Genomic DNA, 19,357 nt, shown 5'->3' with positions numbered 1-19,357 from the left:
GACTAAAATATGAAATCTAAATACGAAAGAGCCGAGAAGGCTCGACTCTTTATTATTCTACTGGAGTAGTTTCTTCCACAGGTTCTGTTACGGTTGTATCTTCGATAATTTCGACTTCATTGACAGCTTGCGGTTCAAGGTTACGGTAACGAGCCATACCTGTACCAGCTGGGATGATTTTACCAATGATAACATTTTCCTTGAGACCAAGCAAGTGGTCTTTCTTACCACGGATAGCCGCGTCTGTGAGGACACGAGTGGTTTCTTGGAAGGAAGCAGCTGACAAGAAACTATTTGTTTCAAGAGATGCTTTAGTAATTCCCATGAGGACTGGGCGAGCAGTCGCAGGAACACCGCCTGAGATAACTACATCTCGGTTAGCATCGGTAAAGTCTGTAATATCCATGAGTGTGCCCATAAGAAGATCAGTATCTCCCGGATCCATGATGCGCACCTTACGAATCATTTGGCGAACCATTACTTCAATATGCTTGTCACCGATTTCTACCCCTTGACTGCGGTAAACTTTTTGCACTTCAGCTAGCAGGTAAGTCTCAACAGACAAGACATCACGAACAGCCAATAAATGTTTCGGTTGGATAGAACCTTCTGTTAATGCTGCCCCGCGAGAAACTTGGTCACCTACAGCCACTTTCATACGAGCTGTAAATGGTACAACGTATTCTCCTTCACCGGTTGCACCCTTGACAAAGACTTTCTTAGTCCGAGTAGAAGCATCTTCTTCAATTGCAGTCACTTCGCCTTTAACTTCAGTAATAACTGCTTCCCCTTTCGGATTGCGGGCTTCAAAGATTTCTTGGACACGAGGAAGACCTTGTGTGATATCGGTATTAGAGGCAACACCACCCGTGTGGAAAGTACGCATTGTAAGCTGTGTACCAGGTTCACCGATAGATTGGGCAGCAATCGTTCCGACTGCCTCACCGACTTCAACCGCATCACCCGTTGCCAAGTTGATACCGTAACAACGACGGCAAACTCCATGACGTGTATTACATGTAAAGACAGAGCGAATAGTGACTTCTTCGACACCAGCGCTAACAATCTCATGCGCCATATCTTCTGTAATCAATACGTCTGGACCAACGATGACTTCGCCTGTTTCAGGATGTTTAACAGATTTCTTCGTATAACGACCAATCAAGCGTTCTTCTAATGGCTCAATCATTTCTTTACCATCAGTAATTGAGCGGATAACAAGACCACGATCGGTTCCACAGTCATCTTCACGGATAATCACATCTTGCGCCACATCAACCAAACGGCGAGTCAGATAACCTGAGTCAGCTGTTTTAAGGGCTGTATCAGTCATCCCTTTACGAGCACCGTGAGTAGAGAAGAACATTTCCAAAACAGACAAACCTTCACGGAAGTTAGATAGAATAGGCAATTCCATGATGCGGCCATTAGGAGCGGCCATCAAACCACGCATACCAGCAAGTTGTGAGAAGTTAGAAATGTTACCACGGGCTCCAGAGTCCATCATCATAACGATTGGGTTCTTAGAATCTTGGTTGGCAACCAAACGTTTTTCCAATTTTTCACGAGCTGCACGCCATTCAGCAGTAACTGCATTGTAGCGTTCATCGTCTGTAATCATACCACGGCGGAATTGTTTGGTGATTTGTTCCACACGTTTGTGAGACTCTTCGATAATTTCTGCCTTATCTTCAACGACCGGAATATCAGCAATCCCTACTGTCAAGCCTGCTAACGTTGAATGATGATAGCCGAGATCCTTCAGACGGTCAAGGAAAGCAGATGTTTCAGTTGTACGGAAACGTTTGAAGATTTCAGCAATGATATTTCCAAGATTTTTCTTCTTGAATGGTACATTTAATTCTAGCTTACTGATAGCTTCTTTGACATCTTGACCAGATTCTAAGAAATACTTAGCTGGCACACCTTCTGCCATGTTTGAAGCATTTGGCTCTTGCAAATATGGCAATTCATCTGGCATGATATCATTAAAAAGAATCTTACCCACTGTTGTCAAGAGGATCTTGTGTTTTTGATTTTCTGTCCATGGTTTGTTTAAACTATCCGTTGCAATCCCAACACGCGTATGTAAGTGAACATAGCCATTACGGAGAGCCATTACAGCTTCATCACGGTCTTTAAAGACCATTCCTTCTCCTTCACGACCAGCTTCTTCCATAGTCAGGTAGTAGTTCCCCAAGACCATATCTTGTGAAGGGGTTACTACTGGCTTACCGTCTTTTGGATTGAGGATGTGTTCGGCTGCCAGCATGAGAATCCGTGCTTCTGCTTGAGCTTCTTCTGACAAGGGCACATGGATAGCCATTTGGTCTCCGTCAAAGTCGGCATTATAAGCCTCACACACAAGTGGGTGCAAACGAAGAGCCTTCCCGTCAATCAAGACTGGCTCAAAAGCCTGAATCCCTAATCTGTGAAGTGTCGGTGCGCGGTTAAGGAGCACTGGGTGTTCTTTAATCACATCTTCTAAAATATCCCAGATGCGTTCATCATTCCGTTCCACCAAGCGTTTAGCAGCTTTGACATTTTGCACAATATCACGCGCGACAATTTCACGCATGACAAATGGTTTGAAGAGTTCAATAGCCATTTCACGTGGCACACCACATTGGTACATCTTGAGTGTCGGACCTACCGCAATAACCGAACGTCCTGAGAAGTCAACCCGTTTTCCGAGCAAGTTTTGACGAAAACGTCCTTGTTTCCCTTTGAGCATGTGGCTCAATGATTTGAGCGGACGGCTTCCTGGTCCAGTAATAGGACGACCACGACGACCATTGTCAATCAAAGCATCAACCGCTTCTTGCAACATCCGCTTTTCATTTTGCACGATGATTCCAGGAGCATTTAGTTCCAAAAGACGTGCCAAACGATTATTCCGATTGATAACACGACGGTAGAGATCATTGAGGTCAGAAGAGGCAAAACGTCCACCGTCCAACTGAAGCATTGGACGTAAGTCTGGCGGAATAACTGGCAAGATGTTTAAGACCATCCATTCTGGCTTGTTACCAGATTTTTGGAAGGCATCTAAAACATCCAAACGACGAATAGCCTTGACACGTTTTTGACCAGTTGCCGTTTTTAATTCATCTTTGAGCTCTGCAATTTCTTTTTCCAAATCTACTTGTTTCAAGAGATCTTGAATTGCTTCAGCACCCATTTTTGCAACAAAGGAACCTTGACCATATTCTCGTAAGCGTTCACGATATTCCCGCTCTGTCATAATGGATTTATGCTCAAGTGGCGTATCTTTTGGATCAATCACCACATAAGCTGCAAAATAGATGACTTCTTCAAGAGCACGAGGGCTCATGTCCAAGGTCAAGCCCATTCGGCTTGGGATTCCTTTAAAATACCAAATATGAGAGACAGGTGCTTTCAACTCAATATGTCCCATACGTTCACGACGAACTTTGGTACGAGTTACTTCAACACCACAACGATCACAAATGATTCCTTTATAGCGAATCCGTTTATATTTTCCACATGCACATTCCCAGTCTTTCGTAGGACCAAAGATGACTTCATCAAAAAGTCCTTCGCGTTCTGGTTTTAGTGTGCGGTAGTTAATTGTTTCAGGTTTCTTCACTTCTCCATAAGACCAAGAGCGGACTTTACTAGGAGAAGCTAGGGTGATTTGCATACTTTGAAAACGATTTACATCAACCACTATTTCTTACCTTTCTTTATTATCTATTGAATCAGTTCTTATTCTTTCCCTTCAGCATCAAAAGCGGCTTTTGCTTCTTGTGCTGCTTTTTCACGTGCTTTTTCAAGATCGTCTACATGAATCACATCATCATCCATGCCTTCATCCAAGTCACGAAGTTCGACTTCATTGTCGTCTTCATCAAGGACACGCATGTCAAGACCAAGTGATTGCAATTCTTTTACAAGGACACGGAAGGATTCTGGAACACCTGGTTTTGGAATGGGCTTACCTTTGGTAATGGCTTCATAAGCTCTCAAACGACCATTGATGTCATCTGACTTGTAAGTCAAGATTTCTTGAAGGACGTTAGAAGCACCGTAGGCTTCAAGAGCCCAAACTTCCATTTCTCCAAAACGTTGTCCACCAAACTGCGCTTTACCACCAAGAGGTTGTTGCGTAACGGTTGAATAAGGACCAACAGAACGGGCATGGAGCTTATCATCAACCATGTGGTGGAGTTTGATCATGTACATGACACCAACGGATACACGATTATCAAATGGCTCACCAGTACGGCCATCATAAAGGATTGTCTTAGCATCGCTATCCATGCCAGCTTCACGAACGGTTTCCCAAAGATCATCTGAGCTAGCCCCGTCAAAGACTGGCGTTGCAATGTGGATACCAAGGTTGCGAGCAGCCATACCGAGGTGCAATTCCATAACTTGTCCGATATTCATACGTGACGGCACCCCAAGAGGATTCAACATGATATCAACTGGTGTCCCGTCTGGAAGATACGGCATATCCTCAACTGGAACAATGCGGGAAACAACCCCTTTGTTTCCGTGGCGTCCGGCCATCTTATCTCCAACGCGGATTTTCCGTTTTTGAGCGATATAAACACGTACCAACATGTTGACACCGGATTGCAATTCATCACCGTTCGCACGAGTAAAGATTTTCACATCACGGACAACACCTGCACCACCGTGTGGTACACGAAGGGAGGTATCACGCACTTCACGAGACTTATCACCAAAAATTGCATGAAGCAGGCGTTCTTCAGCGGATAAATCTTTTTCACCTTTCGGCGTTACTTTACCGACAAGAATGTCGCCTTCTTTTACCTCAGCACCAATGCGGATAATTCCCATCTCGTCAAGGTCTCTCAAAGCATCTTCCCCGACGTTTGGAATTTCGCGCGTGATTTCTTCAGGTCCAAGTTTTGTATCACGTGTTTCTGATTCAAATTCTTCCAAGTGAACAGATGTGTAAACATCGTCTTTCACTAAACGTTCACTCATGATAACGGCATCTTCAAAGTTGTAACCTTCCCATGTCATATAAGCAACGATTGGATTTTGTCCAAGCGCCATTTCACCTTTTTCCATAGAAGGTCCATCTGCGATAAAGTCACCTTTTTCAACTGTATCGCCAACTTTTACCAGCGTGCGTTGGTTGTAAGAAGTACCTGAGTTAGAACGGCGGAATTTCGTAATATGATAGACATCAAGCGAACCGTCTTCACGACGAACTTCAACTTTGGCTGCATCAGAATACACAACTTTACCGTCGTGTTGGGCAATAATCGCCGCACCAGAGTCATGAGCTGCTTGGTATTCCATACCAGTACCAACATATGGTGCATGCGGATCAATCAACGGTACCGCCTGACGTTGCATGTTGGCACCCATGAGAGCACGGTTTGAGTCGTCATTTTCAAGGAAAGGAATACATGCTGTCGCAACCGCAACTACCTGTTTAGGCGACACATCCATGAAATCCACCTGATCTGAAGGAAATTCTTGGTTATTCCCTTGGTGACGTCCCATGACAATTGCTTCTGCAAAACGACCATCTTCTGTTAATTTAGAATTTGCTTGCGCTACGATAAATTCATCTTCTTCGTCCGCTGTCAACCAAACGATTTCATTAGTGACCAGACCTGTTTCCCGATTCACTTTACGATACGGCGTTTGGATAAATCCATATTTATTCAAGTGCCCATAAGAAGACAAGTTATTGATCAAACCAATGTTTGGTCCTTCAGGTGTTTCAATTGGACACATACGTCCATAGTGGGTGTAGTGCACGTCACGCACTTCATATCCAGCACGGTCACGAGTCAAACCACCAGGTCCCAAGGCTGACAAACGGCGTTTGTGAGACAATTCAGACAGTGGGTTGTGTTGGTCCATGAACTGAGACAATTGAGATGAACCAAAGAATTCTTTAATCGCTGCTGTGACTGGGCGGATATTGATGATTTGTTGCGGTGTCAACACTTCATTATCTTGCACACTCATGCGCTCGCGAACATTACGCTCCATACGAGACAATCCAAGACGTACTTGGTTAGCAAGCAATTCACCAACGGCACGAATCCGACGATTTCCCAAGTGGTCAATATCATCCACACGACCAAGTCCTTCAGCGAGGTTCAAGAAGTAATTCATCTCAGCCAAAATATCTGCTGGCGTAATCGTATGAACACGATCTCCCGGGTTAGCATTACCAATAATAGTTACCACACGATCTGGATCAGTTGGCGCCACTACTTTGAATTTTTGAAGAACGACTGGATCTGTCAACACGGCTGCATCATTTGGAATATAAGTGATTTTATTCAAATCACCGTCCAAGTATTCTGCAATACTATCAATGACATTACGCGTCATAACCGTTCCAGCTTCAACCAAGATTTCACCTGTTTCTGGATCTACCAAAGGCTCTGCAATCGTTTGATTTAACAAACGTGTTTTAATGTTTAATTTTTTATTGATTTTATAACGACCAACTGCCGCCAAGTCATAACGATGTGGATCAAAGAAACGAGCGACCAATAGACTACGTGAGCTATCAGCTGTTTTAGGCTCACCTGGACGAAGACGTTCATAGATTTCTTTCAGCGCTTCATCTGTACGTGAATCCATTGGATTTTTGTGGATATCTTTTTCAATCGTGTTGCGAACGAGATCGCTATCACCGAAAATATCAAAGATTTCATCATCACCAGAGAAACCAAGTGCACGAACAAGTGTCGTAAACGGAATCTTACGGGTACGGTCAATCCGAGTGTAGGCAATATCTTTTGAGTCCGTTTCCAACTCTAACCAAGCTCCACGGTTTGGAATGACGGTGGAACCATACCCAACCTTCCCATTTTTGTCTACTTTATCATTGAAGTAAACACCTGGAGAACGAACGAGCTGTGATACGATAATCCGCTCACCACCGTTGATGATAAATGTTCCCATTTCTGTCATGATTGGAAAATCGCCAAAGAAGACCTCTTGCGTCTTGATTTCGCCGGTTTCTTTATTGATTAAACGGAAAGTCACAAAAATAGGTGCAGAATAGCTGGCATCATGGATACGTGCTTCTTCTAAAGTGTATTTAGATTCTTTAATTTCATAACCAACAAACTCTAGCTCCATTGTATCTGTAAAGTTTGAGATAGGAAGTACATCTTCAAATACTTCTTTCAAACCATGGTCAAGAAAATCTTTGAACGAATCTGTCTGGATTTCAATCAAATTTGGTAAATCAAGAACTTCCTTGATTCTTGAAAAACTACGACGAGTACGGTGTTTCCCGTATTGAACTTCATGTCCTGCCAAGTTTTTTACTCCTTCTTCTTTCTACATTCTCTATTACATGATAGAGTAGCAATTTTCATTTGTCCTTTTTGAGTAATTTTCAGAATCTTTAAGTTTTGATGACAAACGACAAAAATCCCAAAAACAGACACAAAAAGAGCAGCTAAATCTGACTTTAAAAGTATGATTTAACTGCTGTAAGCTTTATATGGACAATATTTCAAATAAAGCAGACGACAAATTATTAGTAATATTATACCTTATTTAACTCTGCTTTTCAAGTTTTTTACTTACTGAAAGTGTTTTTATTTAGCGTCCACCTAAAAGTGCTGCCCAAGCTTTTTGATAATCACTATCTGTACCACCGATTCCAAATTTATAGGTGGTCATCGGAGCACCGTTTTTCGCCCAGTAACTAGTAACTGTCTGTCCGGTCAGGTTCATACTGCGACCATTGACTGTTACTGTGCCAGCTCGTTCACCCGTCGCTTTAAGAACATTAGACTTAATGACACTAGAGTCTAGGTTGAACTTATCACCAACTCCCCAAATATTTGGGTCGGCTTGATAAATTGCATTTACTAGTTGAGCCATATACTGCGCATTATTATTGTAACCCGTCAAAGCTGCCATTGAAGCATTATTGTCATGACCGATCCAACCACCTAACGTTAATTTAGGAGTGGATACCATGAGCCACATGTCACCATTGCTGTTGGTCGTACCCGTTTTTCCAATCCAATCAGCACTAGCTAAACCGCTATTAATCTGCGTTAAACGAGATTTGAAGGTCGTCGTAGCACCCGAACTCAATACCCCACGCATAAGACTTTGCATAATCGTCGCCGTTGCCTTAGAGTAAACCTGAACAGGTTTTGCTTTATGTTCATAGACAACTTTCCCGTTTTTTGTCGTAATCTTTTCAATCATATAGCGCTCTTGGTATGCCCCATTATTGGCTAAAGTTTGGAAACCATTGGTGTGTTGGGCGACAGATACTTCAATACCTCCTCCCATTGGCAGACTTTCAATATCATAATTTTCAATTTGATAGCCCATTTTCTCCATGTACCCTTGAACATTAACTCCTTTGTCACGAAGCAATTTATAGGTCCAATAAGCTGGAATGTTCCAAGAAGTATTCAAAGCTTCCTGCAAATCCATCATGGCTGTACCACGGCTATCTACGTGCATAATTGGCTCACCGCTAGAGAAATTTGCAGGGTAGTTAGACAGCATGCTGGCACTTCCCATAAGCCCTTGGTCTATGGCAATACCATAGGCTAAAATCGGCTTAATGGTTGAGCCTGGTGAGCGCTCTGTATCAAATGCATGGTTGTTCTGGTTAGAAGCATAATCACGTCCTCCAACAAACCCCAAAATAGCTCCTGTACGATTATCCATGAGGACATTTCCAGCTTCGACTACACCTGTTCCATCATCTAAGACACTACCAAAATTAGCTACTGCATTTTGCATTGCATTATGCACATTCTTATTAATAGTTGTGGTGACAGTGTAGCCGCCTTCACTCAACTCTTTCGCAGCTAGTTCTCTGTAAGCTTTCACTGTTGCATCATTTTTCAACTCTTGCTGTGAAACATTGTCACGTTTGATTAAGTAATCATACATTGCTTTTTGAGCTTCTTTCATCGCAACGTAATATAGATAGTCATGTGTTCTTGCTGAAGTCGTATCACTTGGTAAAAAGTCTCGTTTTAAATCATAATCTTTATACAATTGGTACTCGTCTTTACTAATCGCACCTGTCCGGTACATATTGTAAATAACATTTTTCGCACGATTGAGACCAAAAGTCATATCTTTAGCACTTTTCAGGCTACCGTCAGCTGCATAAGGAGAGTAAACAATCGGACTTTGTGGTAAACCGGCAATAAAAGCTGCTTGAGGAATTGTCAATTTGCTGGCAGGAACTCCAAAAATTCCTTGTGCAGCTTCTTCCACACCAGCAATATTTTGCCCTTTGTTATTTCTCCCAAACGGTGCCACATTCAAATAAGTCGTTAAAATATCGTCTTTGCTCATGTAGCGTTCTAAAGCCAGCGCATCAATGATTTCTGATGCTTTACGACTAAAGGTTGGAGCATCGCCGACAACTTGTTGCTTGATTAACTGTTGTGTTAAGGTAGAACCACCACTTGAGGAACCAATCCCTACAACAGAGCCTAGTGTTGCCCGCAAAACAGCTTTCGTAACAACCCCATGATGCTTGTGGAAATTTTCGTCTTCCGTAGCAATGACTGCTTTTTTTACATTAGCAGAAATAGATTTGCTAGCTACTGATATTCTTAGTAAATCACTATCAATTGCTGAAATTGAACTACCATCAGCATATTTTAATTCAGAAATAGCCGAGATGTCTTGGATTTTTTTGATGAGCTCTTCTTTTTTAGGAGTTTCAACCTTATCGAAGATTCTTGCACCATAACCCAATGCAATACCTCCACCAAACAAGCACCCTAAAAAAACAAGCACAAAAAAGACATTTGATAATAATTTCAGAGTACGAAGGACAGTTCCACCAATACTCAAAATTGTCCAGTTTTCCTTTTTATTTTTGCTAGGACGATCTGTTTGAAAAAGTTTCTCAAACAATTGTTGTATTTTTTCTAAAACTTGTTTAAACATTCTTTCTCCTTGGGCTTTCTGTGCCTATTATAGCAAATTTATGAAACTTCTGACAACAAGAAAGGCAAGCCTTGGCTGAAATCATTGTTTTTTTCATTATTTTTGCGATTTTACTATATTCTAGTGCTTGTTTGTGATACAATGTTACAATAACTAGAAATTTTATAAAGGAGAGACAGATATGCACATTTTTGATGAGCTAAAAGAACGTGGTCTGGTTTTTCAAACAACTGACGAAGAAGCGTTGCGCAAAGCCTTAGCGGAAGGAAATGTTAGTTTTTATTCTGGCTATGATCCAACAGCTGACAGCCTGCACCTCGGTCATCTTGTACCAATCCTTGTCATGAAACATTTACAGTTGGCAGGTCACAAACCCTACGCTCTCGTCGGCGGTGCAACTGGCTTAATTGGCGATCCATCATTTAAAGATACCGAGCGGAGTTTACAAACAAAAGACACAGTTGAGAGCTGGGTACGGAGCATTCAAGCGCAAGTATCTCGTTTTCTTGACTTTGAAAATGGTGACAACAAGGCTGAAATGGTCAACAACTACGACTGGTTCTCTGATATTAGTTTTATTGACTTTCTGCGCGATGTCGGAAAATATTTCACCGTCAACTACATGATGAGTAAAGAATCCGTAAAAAAACGAATTGAAACAGGGATTTCTTATACCGAGTTTGCTTACCAAATCATGCAAGGCTATGACTTTTTTGAGCTAAATCGCCAATACGGTGTCACTTTACAAATCGGTGGTTCTGACCAATGGGGCAATATGACTGCTGGTACTGAATTGCTTCGTCGGAAGGCAGACAAAACAGCTCACGTTATTACAGTGCCCCTTATCACAGACGCAACCGGTAAGAAATTTGGTAAGTCAGAAGGCAACGCTGTATGGCTCAATGCTGATAAGACCAGTCCTTACGAAATGTACCAATTCTGGATGAATGTCATGGACGCTGATGCCGTTCGTTTCCTTAAAATTTTCACTCTTCTTCCGCTTGATGAAATCGAAGAAATCGGGAAACAATTTGAAGCAGCTCCACATGAACGTTTGGCACAAAAAATCTTGGCGCGAGAAGTCGTTACACTCGTGCATGGCGAAAAAGCCTACAAAGAAGCACTCAATATCACCGAGCAGCTTTTTGCCGGAAATATCAAAAATCTTTCTGTCAAAGAGCTGAAACAAGGGCTTCGCGGCGTCCCAAATTATCAAGTGAAAGCAGATGACAATCTCAATATCGTAGAACTTTTGGTAACGGCTAGCGTTGTCAATTCTAAACGCCAAGCGCGTGAAGATGTCCAAAACGGTGCTATTTATGTCAATGGCGATCGCATTCAAGACCTTGACTATACATTAACGGACGCTGACAAATTGGAAAACGAACTCACCGTTATCCGTCGTGGTAAGAAAAAATATTTTGTTTTGACTTACTAAATAGGAAAAAGAGCAATCAACTACTACATCGTTGGTTTATTGCGCTATATACTTTGAAGCTGGAGACTTTTCGCTCCAGCTTCTTTTCATTCTCACTTAGCAAAAAGCATATTGTCATAGTGCTTGTTTTAGCTCCAACCGCTTTAAAAGTGTGGTTCATTTTAAAATTCCCTTTCTTTATCTACTTGTCAAAGCATTTCTCACATGTTACACTAGTCAGAGAAATTTATGAAAGAGAAAACGCATGAAACCCAAACTTAAACGCTTTGAAACGGCTAAGCTTTTTTCTTGCCCTTTTTGTCAGCAAGCCTTGTTTTTATCAGAAAATAGTCTCAAATGCAAAAATAAGCATTCCTTCGACTTGGCAAAGTTTGGCTATGTCAACTTGGCTCCACAGGTGAAGCAATCAAAAGACTACGATAAATCCAACTTTCAAAATCGACAATTGATTCTCGAAGCAGGATTTTACCAGCCAATTTTGAAGAAATTACTAGAAATTTTATCATCTTTACCACAACATGGTAATCTGCTGGACATTGGTTGCGGAGAAGGCTATTATGCTCGAAATTTGCAAGCACAATTACCAGATAAACATATCTATGCATTCGATTTGTCAAAAGAGTCTATTCAACTAGCAACCAAAAGTGACCACAGCCTGACGGTAAATTGGTTTGTTGGAGATCTGGCGCACATCCCTATTCAAGATGCTAGCATGGATATGATTTTAGACATCTTCTCTCCTGCCAATTACCAAGAATTTCAGCGCGTCTTGCAGAAAAACGGCTTGCTCATTAAGGTTATTCCTAGCAGCCAACACTTGCAAGAAATTCGTAGTATCGTTGCCGAGCAATTAACAAACACAAATTATTCCAATCACAAAATCATTGAGCATTTTGAAGAAGCCTTTACCATTACAAATTCTTATGACGTTGCAGCTACTTTCAACTTGAGAGAAAACGAAAAAGCGGCACTTCTTCATATGACACCGCTTCTTTTTAATATTGACATTGATAAAATAGATTGGTCACCATTAACTGACATCACGATTGCTGCAAAGATTTTAGTTGGTCAACAAATATAAAGCAAAAAGAGGTGAAAACAGATTGCTGCGAGATACAGCAGTCTATTCAACCTCTTTTTATACGCCTCGATTAAAAGCTAACCAAATCATTCCCAAAGCTAAAACAATATAAGCAATCAACGCCAATAACCGTTGTCCCACTTGATAAGCTCTTCTTTCCCCGCGGACTGGGAAAATAACAGCACAGAGAGCGCCTCCGACTGCACCACCTAAGTGACCTGCCAGACTAATTCCCGGTGTCAAACTCAATACCAAATTCATAACTAGAAGAACTAAGTATGACTGGCCGAGTTGCTGAATGTAAGGATTTCGCACCGCGTAGCGCAAAGTAATAATAGCACCAAAAATCCCAAACAAAGATGTAGAGGCACCTGCAGCCACAGCACTTGGAGTGAAAAAGAAGACAAAGACATTTCCTAAAATACCAGACATCAGATAAAGAAACAGAAAATTCCACGAGCCAAAAATATGCTCAGCTTGTCGTCCGATAAAATACAGCGTAATCATATTCATCACAAAATGCTCCAAGCCGATATGAACAAAAATCGCCGATACCAAGCGCCAAATCTGACTTGGAAAATATTGAATCGTTCGACCATTCATTGCCCCAAATTCATAAATCGTTTGGGTACTAGCATAATTAAAGCCACGCAACAGAAACATTGCTAGGAAAACTCCTGTCGTGATAAGCAACAATAAGCTCGTTACTGGATAACGTTTATCATAAATTTTATTCACAAATCAATACCTCCTGAACGGGAATATCACAATCATCTGGTTGAAAATCAACTAACTGGTAAGGATAAATTGTACTTACTGTCATCCCTTTAAAATCAGCCAAATAGCGGTCATAATAGCCACCTCCATAGCCAATACGATAGCCTTTTTTGTTAAAAGCAACACCTGGAACATGAATCAAATCAATATGAGATTTTTCCACCGTTCGTTCACTTCTTGGTTCCCAGATACCAAAAACAGTCAATTCCAAGTCATTTGGATTATAATCTACAAAAGTCATGCGCCCTTCGGGATAAGTCTTAGGGACCAAAACCCGCTTGCCATCTGCTTGAGCCTGCCTGATGAAAATCCTTGTATCAAACTCGTGTGGCAAAGATAAATAAGTAGCAACTGTTCTAGCTTGTTGATAAGCAGAAGATTCCAGCAAGTACTGAGTGAGCAAAGCATCTCTCTGCTGTTTTACTATCAATTCCTGCTCTTTCATTTTCCTGACTATAGTTTTGCGCAAATCTGCCTTCATTTATCTTCTCCTCGATCAGAAATATTATCAACATTCCCAGCCCATTATTCATTAACTTTTGCACTTAAAAACTTCCCAAATTTTTCAATAGCAAAAGGCAGCGCTGCTTCATCTGGCGCCATTTTAGGATGATGAAGTGCGTAAGGACTATCAATTCCCAGCCAGAACATCACACCCTTGACTTTACTGAGCAGATAGCCAAAGTCCTCACCGGTCATTGCAGGTAAAATATCAATCATGTGCACACCGTTCTCTTTTTGGAAAAAATTCATGCATTGAGCAGCTAATTCTGGATGATTTTCCACAGGAAGATAACCGCCTTGTTTCAGCTCCAACTCAAGCTCTACACCAAAAGACTGCGCTACTCCTTCAGCGATTTCCCGCAGGCGTTTTTGAGTGAGCAAATTCATCTCCTGCGTCAACGTTCGAATGGTTCCATGCAAAAAAGCAGTTTCAGCAATCACGTTATTCGTTGTTCCAGCATGGAATTCACCAAAGGTGACGACAGCTCCTTCAATCGGATCTACATTGCGACTCACAATGGTCTGAACCTGAGTGATAAAATAGCTAGCTGCTACCAAAGCGTCATTAGCATTATGCGGAAATGCAGCATGACCACCCTTGCCCTTAAAAGTTAATTTAACTTCACAAGTCCCTGCAAAAAGTGTACTAGTATTCGTAGCAATATCTCCTACCTTGAGGTCAGGTCGCACATGAAGCCCATAAAATTCATCTGGCAACCAATCGCCAAAGGCTCCATCTTCATACATCAGCATGCCCCCAGCTTCATTTTCCTCAGCTGGTTGGAAAAGAAAAAGTAGATTATTCTTAGGCTGCTCAGTAGTTAATTTCTCCAACAAACCCAGAGCGATTGTCATGTGCATATCATGCCCACAGGCATGCATACGTCCCTCATGTTGACTAGCAAAGGCAAGCCCTGTCTCCTCAACAATCGGCAAACCGTCAATATCTGTCCGCCAGCCAATCGTCTTAGTAGGTGTACTGCCTTTGATAAAGACTAAAATTCCCGTACGCCAGGTCCGAATCTCAACGAAATCCAAGCCAGCAGTCAACTCATCAATTATTCTCATCAGATAGGCATGAGTCTTATACTCTTCCAGTCCAATTTCCGGAATTTGATGCAAGTCTCGGCGAATTTTTTGATAATCAATCATACATTTCCCTCTTTAAAGTGTCCGAAGAGCGTCTTCCAATGCTGTTTTCTGCTGGGTTTGTTCATCAATTTTCTTAATCACACGCGCAGGCACACCGGCTACAACAACATTTTCTGGCACATCTTTCGTCACAATAGCCCCTGCAGCGACGACAGAACCATTGCCAATCTGCACTCCTTCAATAACGACAGCATTGGCCCCTATCAAGACATTGTCCCCCACTCGGACAGGATCTGCGCTGGCAGGCTCAATGACACCGGCAAGAACAGTCCCAGCACCCACGTGGCTGTTTTTTCCAACAATAGCTCGACCACCCAAAACGGCTCCCATATCAATCATCGTTCCAGCACCAATTTCAGCTCCGATATTGATAACAGCTCCCATCATAATCACAGCATTATCACCGATTTCCACCTGGTCGCGGATAATAGCTCCTGGCTCAATCCGAGCATTGACCTCACGCTTGTCTAACAGCGGTACGGCAGAATTTCGAGCATCCTGCTCCACCACATAGGTTTTATTCTCTTCTAGGTTAACCAAAAGAGGTTTAATTTCCTCCCAGTCACCAAAGAGAACATTGCCCAATTTGACAACTGAATTCGGCACTTCGCCCGCTAGTTTTCCTTCAAAAGTCACTTTTACATTTGTCTTTTTCTTAGCATCCGCTATAAACTGAATAATTTCCTGAGCAGTCATTTTAGTCGCTGTCATAGACATCCCTCGCTTTGATTTAGTATTAAGGGTTATTATAACATAAAATCAAGCATTTCATCATATGAAAGCAAAAGAGAGTGGGACAGAAATCAGTAGTTTCGTAGAAACTTGATTTCATCGTCCCACCTCCGCACGGTTGAGTAGGGCTGTAAAAGTTGATTTATCAACGTATTAGAGTCCACTCAACCACTGCGTCTTATAATTCTAACTATATAAAACAAAGGAAGCTGGGCACTTTTGTCTCAGCTTCTTTCGTTAAATTTATTGGATGTTCTTCAACATATTTTCGATGTGCTCAATAGATTTTTCACGTCCAAGCAGGTAAATGGTGTCTGGTAATTCTGGACCGTGCATTTCGCCTGAAACAGCGATACGAATTGGCATAAAGAGGTTTTTGCCTTTGATACCCGTTTCTTTTTGCACCGCCTTGATTTGTGGGAAGATATTTTCTGACTTGAAGTCTTCATCACTCATAGCTTCCAATTTTTCTTTGAATGCTTTCAAAACAGTCGGTACCGTTTCGCCTGCCATAAACTCTTTTTCTTCTGCCGTTAGCTCTGGGAAATCTTCAAAGAAAAGGTCTGTGAGCGGTACGATTTCATCTACAGACTTCATTTGTGGTTTGTAAAGTTCAACTAATTTTTCAGCTTTGTCAGTCAAACGACCAGCCGCTTCCAAGTAAGGTTTCGCCATATCAAAAATGGTTTCAAAATCCGCATTTTTAATGTATTCATTGCTCATCCAGTCTAATTTCTTTTGGTCAAAAGCAGCCGGAGACTTGCTGAGACGATGTTCATCAAAGAGTTGGATCAATTCTTCACGAGAGAAGATTTCATTTTCACCGCCAGGATTCCAGCCAAGGAGGGCAATAAAGTTGAAGACGGCTTCAGGCAGGTAGCCTTTCTTACGGTAATCTTCGATAAATTGAAGCGTGTTTGTATCACGTTTGGACAATTTCTTACCCGTTTCGGAATTAATAATCAAGGTCATGTGACCAAATTGTGGCGCTTCCCAACCGAGCGCTTCGTACACCATGAGCTGCTTAGGGGTATTGGCAATGTGGTCATCTCCACGAATGACATGGGAAATTTTCATCAGATGGTCATCCACCACAACCGCAAAATTATAAGTTGGATAACCGTCTTTTTTCTGGATAACCCAGTCACCACCGATGTTGCCACCTTCAAATTCAATCTCACCTTTGACAAGATCGTTCCACTTGTAAATACCAGATTCATTGACCACAAGACGGACTGTTGGAACAATGCCTGCTGCTTCACGATCTGCGATATAAGCTGCTTTTTCATCTTCAGACATTCCCAGATATTCATTGATGTAACGAGGTGTTTCTCCAGCAGCTTCCTGACGCTCACGCTCTGCTGCCAGCTCTTCCTCCGTCACATATGATTTATAAGCCAAGCCTTTTTCAAGTAACTCATTGATATAGCTTTGGTAAATGTCCAAACGTTCAGACTGGCGATATTTTTCATGCGTTTCTGGACTCTCATCCCAATCAATTCCTAACCAACGCAGATTTTCCAACTGCGAACGTTCCCCGTCTTCCACATGGCGTTTACGGTCAGTATCTTCAATCCGAATGATAAAAGTTCCGCCGTAGTGACGAGCGTAAAGATAATTAAAGAGCGCAGTCCGCGCATTCCCAATGTGTAACAGTCCCGTTGGACTTGGTGCATAACGCACACGAATTTGATTCGCCAATTGTATGTCTCCTAATTTTTATCTTATATTTTCAACAGGAAAAACCTGTTTTTATTTCAAACGTTACTATTATACCACATAGTTGTCGAAAAGAAATAACAGAAACGATGAAACTTTATTATTCTTCCAATCATTTACAGAATTTCCTTAGCAATGTAGAAGCCACCGTCTGTCTCACCTATCAATTCACCGCTCAGTTACACTGACTTACCCAAACACCTTCTTCAACACTTCACCAATCGTTGTTACACCAATAACTTCAATAGTTTCGGGAATGTTCAATCCGTTCAGAGAGTTTTTAGGAGCGTAAACTTTGGTGAAGCCTAGCTTAGCAGCTTCATTAATGCGTTGCTCAATGCGATTAACACGGCGGATTTCCCCCGTCAGACCGATTTCTCCAATAAAACATTCTTGTGGATTCGTTGGCAAGTCTTTATAACTAGAAGCAATTGCGACAGCAACAGCTAAGTCAATGGCTGGCTCATCCAATTTGACACCGCCTGCTGACTTTAGGTAGGCATCCTGATTTTGCAATAATAGCCCTGCTCGCTTTTCCAAAACAGCCATAATCAGACTGGCGCGATTAAAGTCCAATCCTGTCGTTGTCCGCTTGGCATTGCCAAACATGGTCGGCGTCACCAAAGCCTGCACTTCCGCAAGGATTGGACGCGTCCCCTCCATGGTCACCACGATAGAAGAGCCTGTTGCTCCATCTAAACGCTCCTCTAAGAAAAGCTGGCTAGGATTGAGCACTTCAACCAGACCACCTGACTGCATCTCAAAAATGCCGATTTCATTCGTAGAGCCGAAGCGGTTTTTGACCGCCCGCAAAATACGAAAAGTATGCTGTCGCTCACCTTCAAAATAAAGTACCGTATCCACCATGTGTTCCAAGGTTCTAGGTCCAGCCAAGGTACCTTCCTTGGTCATATGACCCACGATAAAGGTGGCAATATTGTTGGTTTTTGCCAACTGCATCAGCTCCGCTGTCACTTCTCGTACTTGCGAAACCGAGCCTTGCACACTAGAAATTTCTGGCGATAGAATCGTCTGAATGGAGTCTATAATCAAGAAATCTGGCTTAATTTTTTCAATCTCAGCACGAATCTGATGCATATTGGTCTCGGCATAAAGATAAAACTCACTGTCAATATCGCCTAATCGCTCCGCACGCAACTTAATCTGCTCAGCAGACTCTTCCCCACTGACATACAATACCGTTCCCTTGTGAGAGAGTTGGGTTGAAACCTGCAATAAAAGTGTCGATTTCCCAATACCGGGATCTCCTCCGATTAGAACTAAACTTCCTGGCACCACGCCGCCACCCAAGACGCGGTTAAACTCATCCATATCTGTCTTGGTACGGTTGACATTGATAGAAGTCACCTCCGCTAACTTCATCGGTCGACTTTTTTCACCCGTCAGCGAAACACGCGCATTCTTAACCTCTGTAACTTCTACTTCTTCGACAAAAGACGACCAAGCACCACAATTCGGACAACGCCCCAGATACTTGGGCGAATGGTATTCACAATTTTGACAAACAAATGTCGATTTTTTCTTGGCTATGATAGATTCCTCTTTCTTAATGCCCAGTGCTTCCAAAACCACCTGTCCGCACACCATCTGCTTCATCATTATCAGCAAGCAAAAACGGCGCAAAGACAGCTTGAACGATACGGTCTTCCTCTTCTAAAACTACTTCTTGCTCTGTAATGTTCTGCATTTGCGCAAAGATATGACCTTCATTTCCCGGATTGCCATAATAATCCCCGTCAATAACGCCCACAGAGTTAATCAAAACTAATCCTTTTTTACGTGGATTAGATGAACGATCATAAAGATAAAGCACTTCACCAACCTGCATATAGGCCTTGACACCTGTTGGCACTAATTTAATCTCTTTTGGCGCAATCACTGTACGCTCTGCCACTTTTAAGTCATAACCAGCCGCATGAGCCGTCTCACGCTTTGGCAGTAAATTTTTATTTTTAAAGCTTGAAACAAGCTCAAAACCACGAATTCGCATATTTTTCTCTTTTCTACAT

The 19,357-nt window shown here is 42.1% G+C and carries 12 protein-coding genes; 2 read left to right on the top strand and 10 right to left on the bottom strand.

The window, feature by feature from the left end:
- Window positions 1-52: 52 nt before the first annotated feature.
- The 3 genes from rpoC to pbp1b all read right to left on the bottom strand — a co-directional run bounded on the left by rpoC (window position 53) and on the right by pbp1b (window position 9,924).
- Entirely contained in the window at window positions 53-3,691 is a 3,639-nt protein-coding gene (rpoC, locus tag HMPREF2634_RS04440; RefSeq protein ID WP_021001229.1) for a DNA-directed RNA polymerase subunit beta', read from the bottom strand.
- A gap of 38 nt (window positions 3,692-3,729) precedes the next feature.
- Window positions 3,730-7,296, bottom strand: coding sequence for a DNA-directed RNA polymerase subunit beta (gene rpoB, locus HMPREF2634_RS04435; protein ID WP_003027018.1), 3,567 nt, complete (start codon window positions 7,294-7,296; stop codon window positions 3,730-3,732).
- Between the two features lie 288 nt (window positions 7,297-7,584).
- Window positions 7,585-9,924 carry a penicillin-binding protein PBP1B gene (pbp1b, locus tag HMPREF2634_RS04430; RefSeq protein ID WP_057489558.1) on the bottom strand — a complete coding sequence of 780 codons (2,340 nt, stop codon included), beginning with the start codon at window positions 9,922-9,924 and terminating at the stop codon, window positions 7,585-7,587.
- Between the two features lie 181 nt (window positions 9,925-10,105).
- Here pbp1b and tyrS point away from each other — a divergent pair, with 181 nt between their 5' ends.
- The gene (tyrS, locus tag HMPREF2634_RS04425; RefSeq protein WP_070836353.1) at window positions 10,106-11,362 is read left to right on the top strand and encodes a tyrosine--tRNA ligase; all 1,257 of its coding nucleotides are present in this window, start codon (window positions 10,106-10,108) and stop codon (window positions 11,360-11,362) included.
- Window positions 11,363-11,606: 244 nt separating this feature from the next.
- Window positions 11,607-12,443, top strand: a complete 837-nt coding sequence (locus HMPREF2634_RS04420; protein WP_021001225.1) for a putative RNA methyltransferase — start codon at window positions 11,607-11,609, stop codon at window positions 12,441-12,443.
- Between the two features lie 57 nt (window positions 12,444-12,500).
- Here HMPREF2634_RS04420 and HMPREF2634_RS04415 read toward each other — a convergent pair whose 3' ends face one another.
- From HMPREF2634_RS04415 to HMPREF2634_RS04385, 7 genes are all read right to left on the bottom strand, one after another.
- Window positions 12,501-13,181: a rhomboid family intramembrane serine protease gene (locus HMPREF2634_RS04415; RefSeq protein WP_057489557.1), complete on the bottom strand. Its 681-nt coding sequence runs from the start codon at window positions 13,179-13,181 to the stop codon at window positions 12,501-12,503.
- Window positions 13,174-13,701 (bottom strand): 5-formyltetrahydrofolate cyclo-ligase, encoded by a 528-nt coding sequence (locus HMPREF2634_RS04410; RefSeq protein WP_003027033.1) that lies wholly within the window; start codon window positions 13,699-13,701, stop codon window positions 13,174-13,176. The genes HMPREF2634_RS04415 and HMPREF2634_RS04410 overlap by 8 nt, the downstream gene beginning before the upstream one ends.
- Window positions 13,702-13,745: 44 nt before the next feature.
- A complete protein-coding gene (locus HMPREF2634_RS04405) occupies window positions 13,746-14,876 on the bottom strand; it encodes an N-acetyldiaminopimelate deacetylase (protein WP_021001223.1) in 1,131 nt (376 codons plus the stop codon).
- A 12-nt stretch (window positions 14,877-14,888) separates the two neighbouring features.
- A complete protein-coding gene (gene dapD / locus HMPREF2634_RS04400; protein ID WP_021001222.1) occupies window positions 14,889-15,587 on the bottom strand; it encodes a 2,3,4,5-tetrahydropyridine-2,6-dicarboxylate N-acetyltransferase in 699 nt (232 codons plus the stop codon).
- Between the two features lie 264 nt (window positions 15,588-15,851).
- Entirely contained in the window at window positions 15,852-17,309 is a 1,458-nt protein-coding gene (gltX, locus tag HMPREF2634_RS04395) for a glutamate--tRNA ligase (RefSeq protein ID WP_021001221.1), read from the bottom strand.
- Between the two features lie 207 nt (window positions 17,310-17,516).
- On the bottom strand, window positions 17,517-18,935 hold the full coding sequence (radA, locus tag HMPREF2634_RS04390) for a DNA repair protein RadA (protein WP_142350297.1): 1,419 nt from the start codon (window positions 18,933-18,935) through the stop codon (window positions 17,517-17,519).
- Complete coding sequence (locus HMPREF2634_RS04385; RefSeq protein ID WP_021001219.1) at window positions 18,895-19,338, bottom strand: dUTP diphosphatase; 444 nt, start codon at window positions 19,336-19,338, stop codon at window positions 18,895-18,897. The genes radA and HMPREF2634_RS04385 overlap by 41 nt, the downstream gene beginning before the upstream one ends.
- Window positions 19,339-19,357 lie beyond the last annotated feature (19 nt).

The sequence above is a fragment of the Streptococcus sp. HMSC034B03 genome (assembly GCF_001838575.1).
Classification (GTDB): domain Bacteria; phylum Bacillota; class Bacilli; order Lactobacillales; family Streptococcaceae; genus Streptococcus; species Streptococcus anginosus.
This window is presented reverse-complemented; position numbering and strand designations above follow the sequence as displayed.

Coding starts and splice junctions, on each gene's coding strand:
- HMPREF2634_RS04410 (WP_003027033.1), bottom strand. CDS start 13,701: ATGAAGGCAGATTTGCGCAAAACTATAGTCAGGAAAATGAAAGAGCAG.
- radA (WP_142350297.1), bottom strand. CDS start 18,935: ATGGTGTGCGGACAGGTGGTTTTGGAAGCACTGGGCATTAAGAAAGAG.
- HMPREF2634_RS04420 (WP_021001225.1), top strand. CDS start 11,607: ATGAAACCCAAACTTAAACGCTTTGAAACGGCTAAGCTTTTTTCTTGC.
- HMPREF2634_RS04405 (WP_021001223.1), bottom strand. CDS start 14,876: ATGATTGATTATCAAAAAATTCGCCGAGACTTGCATCAAATTCCGGAA.
- pbp1b (WP_057489558.1), bottom strand. CDS start 9,924: ATGTTTAAACAAGTTTTAGAAAAAATACAACAATTGTTTGAGAAACTT.
- HMPREF2634_RS04385 (WP_021001219.1), bottom strand. CDS start 19,338: ATGCGAATTCGTGGTTTTGAGCTTGTTTCAAGCTTTAAAAATAAAAAT.
- tyrS (WP_070836353.1), top strand. CDS start 10,106: ATGCACATTTTTGATGAGCTAAAAGAACGTGGTCTGGTTTTTCAAACA.
- dapD (WP_021001222.1), bottom strand. CDS start 15,587: ATGACAGCGACTAAAATGACTGCTCAGGAAATTATTCAGTTTATAGCG.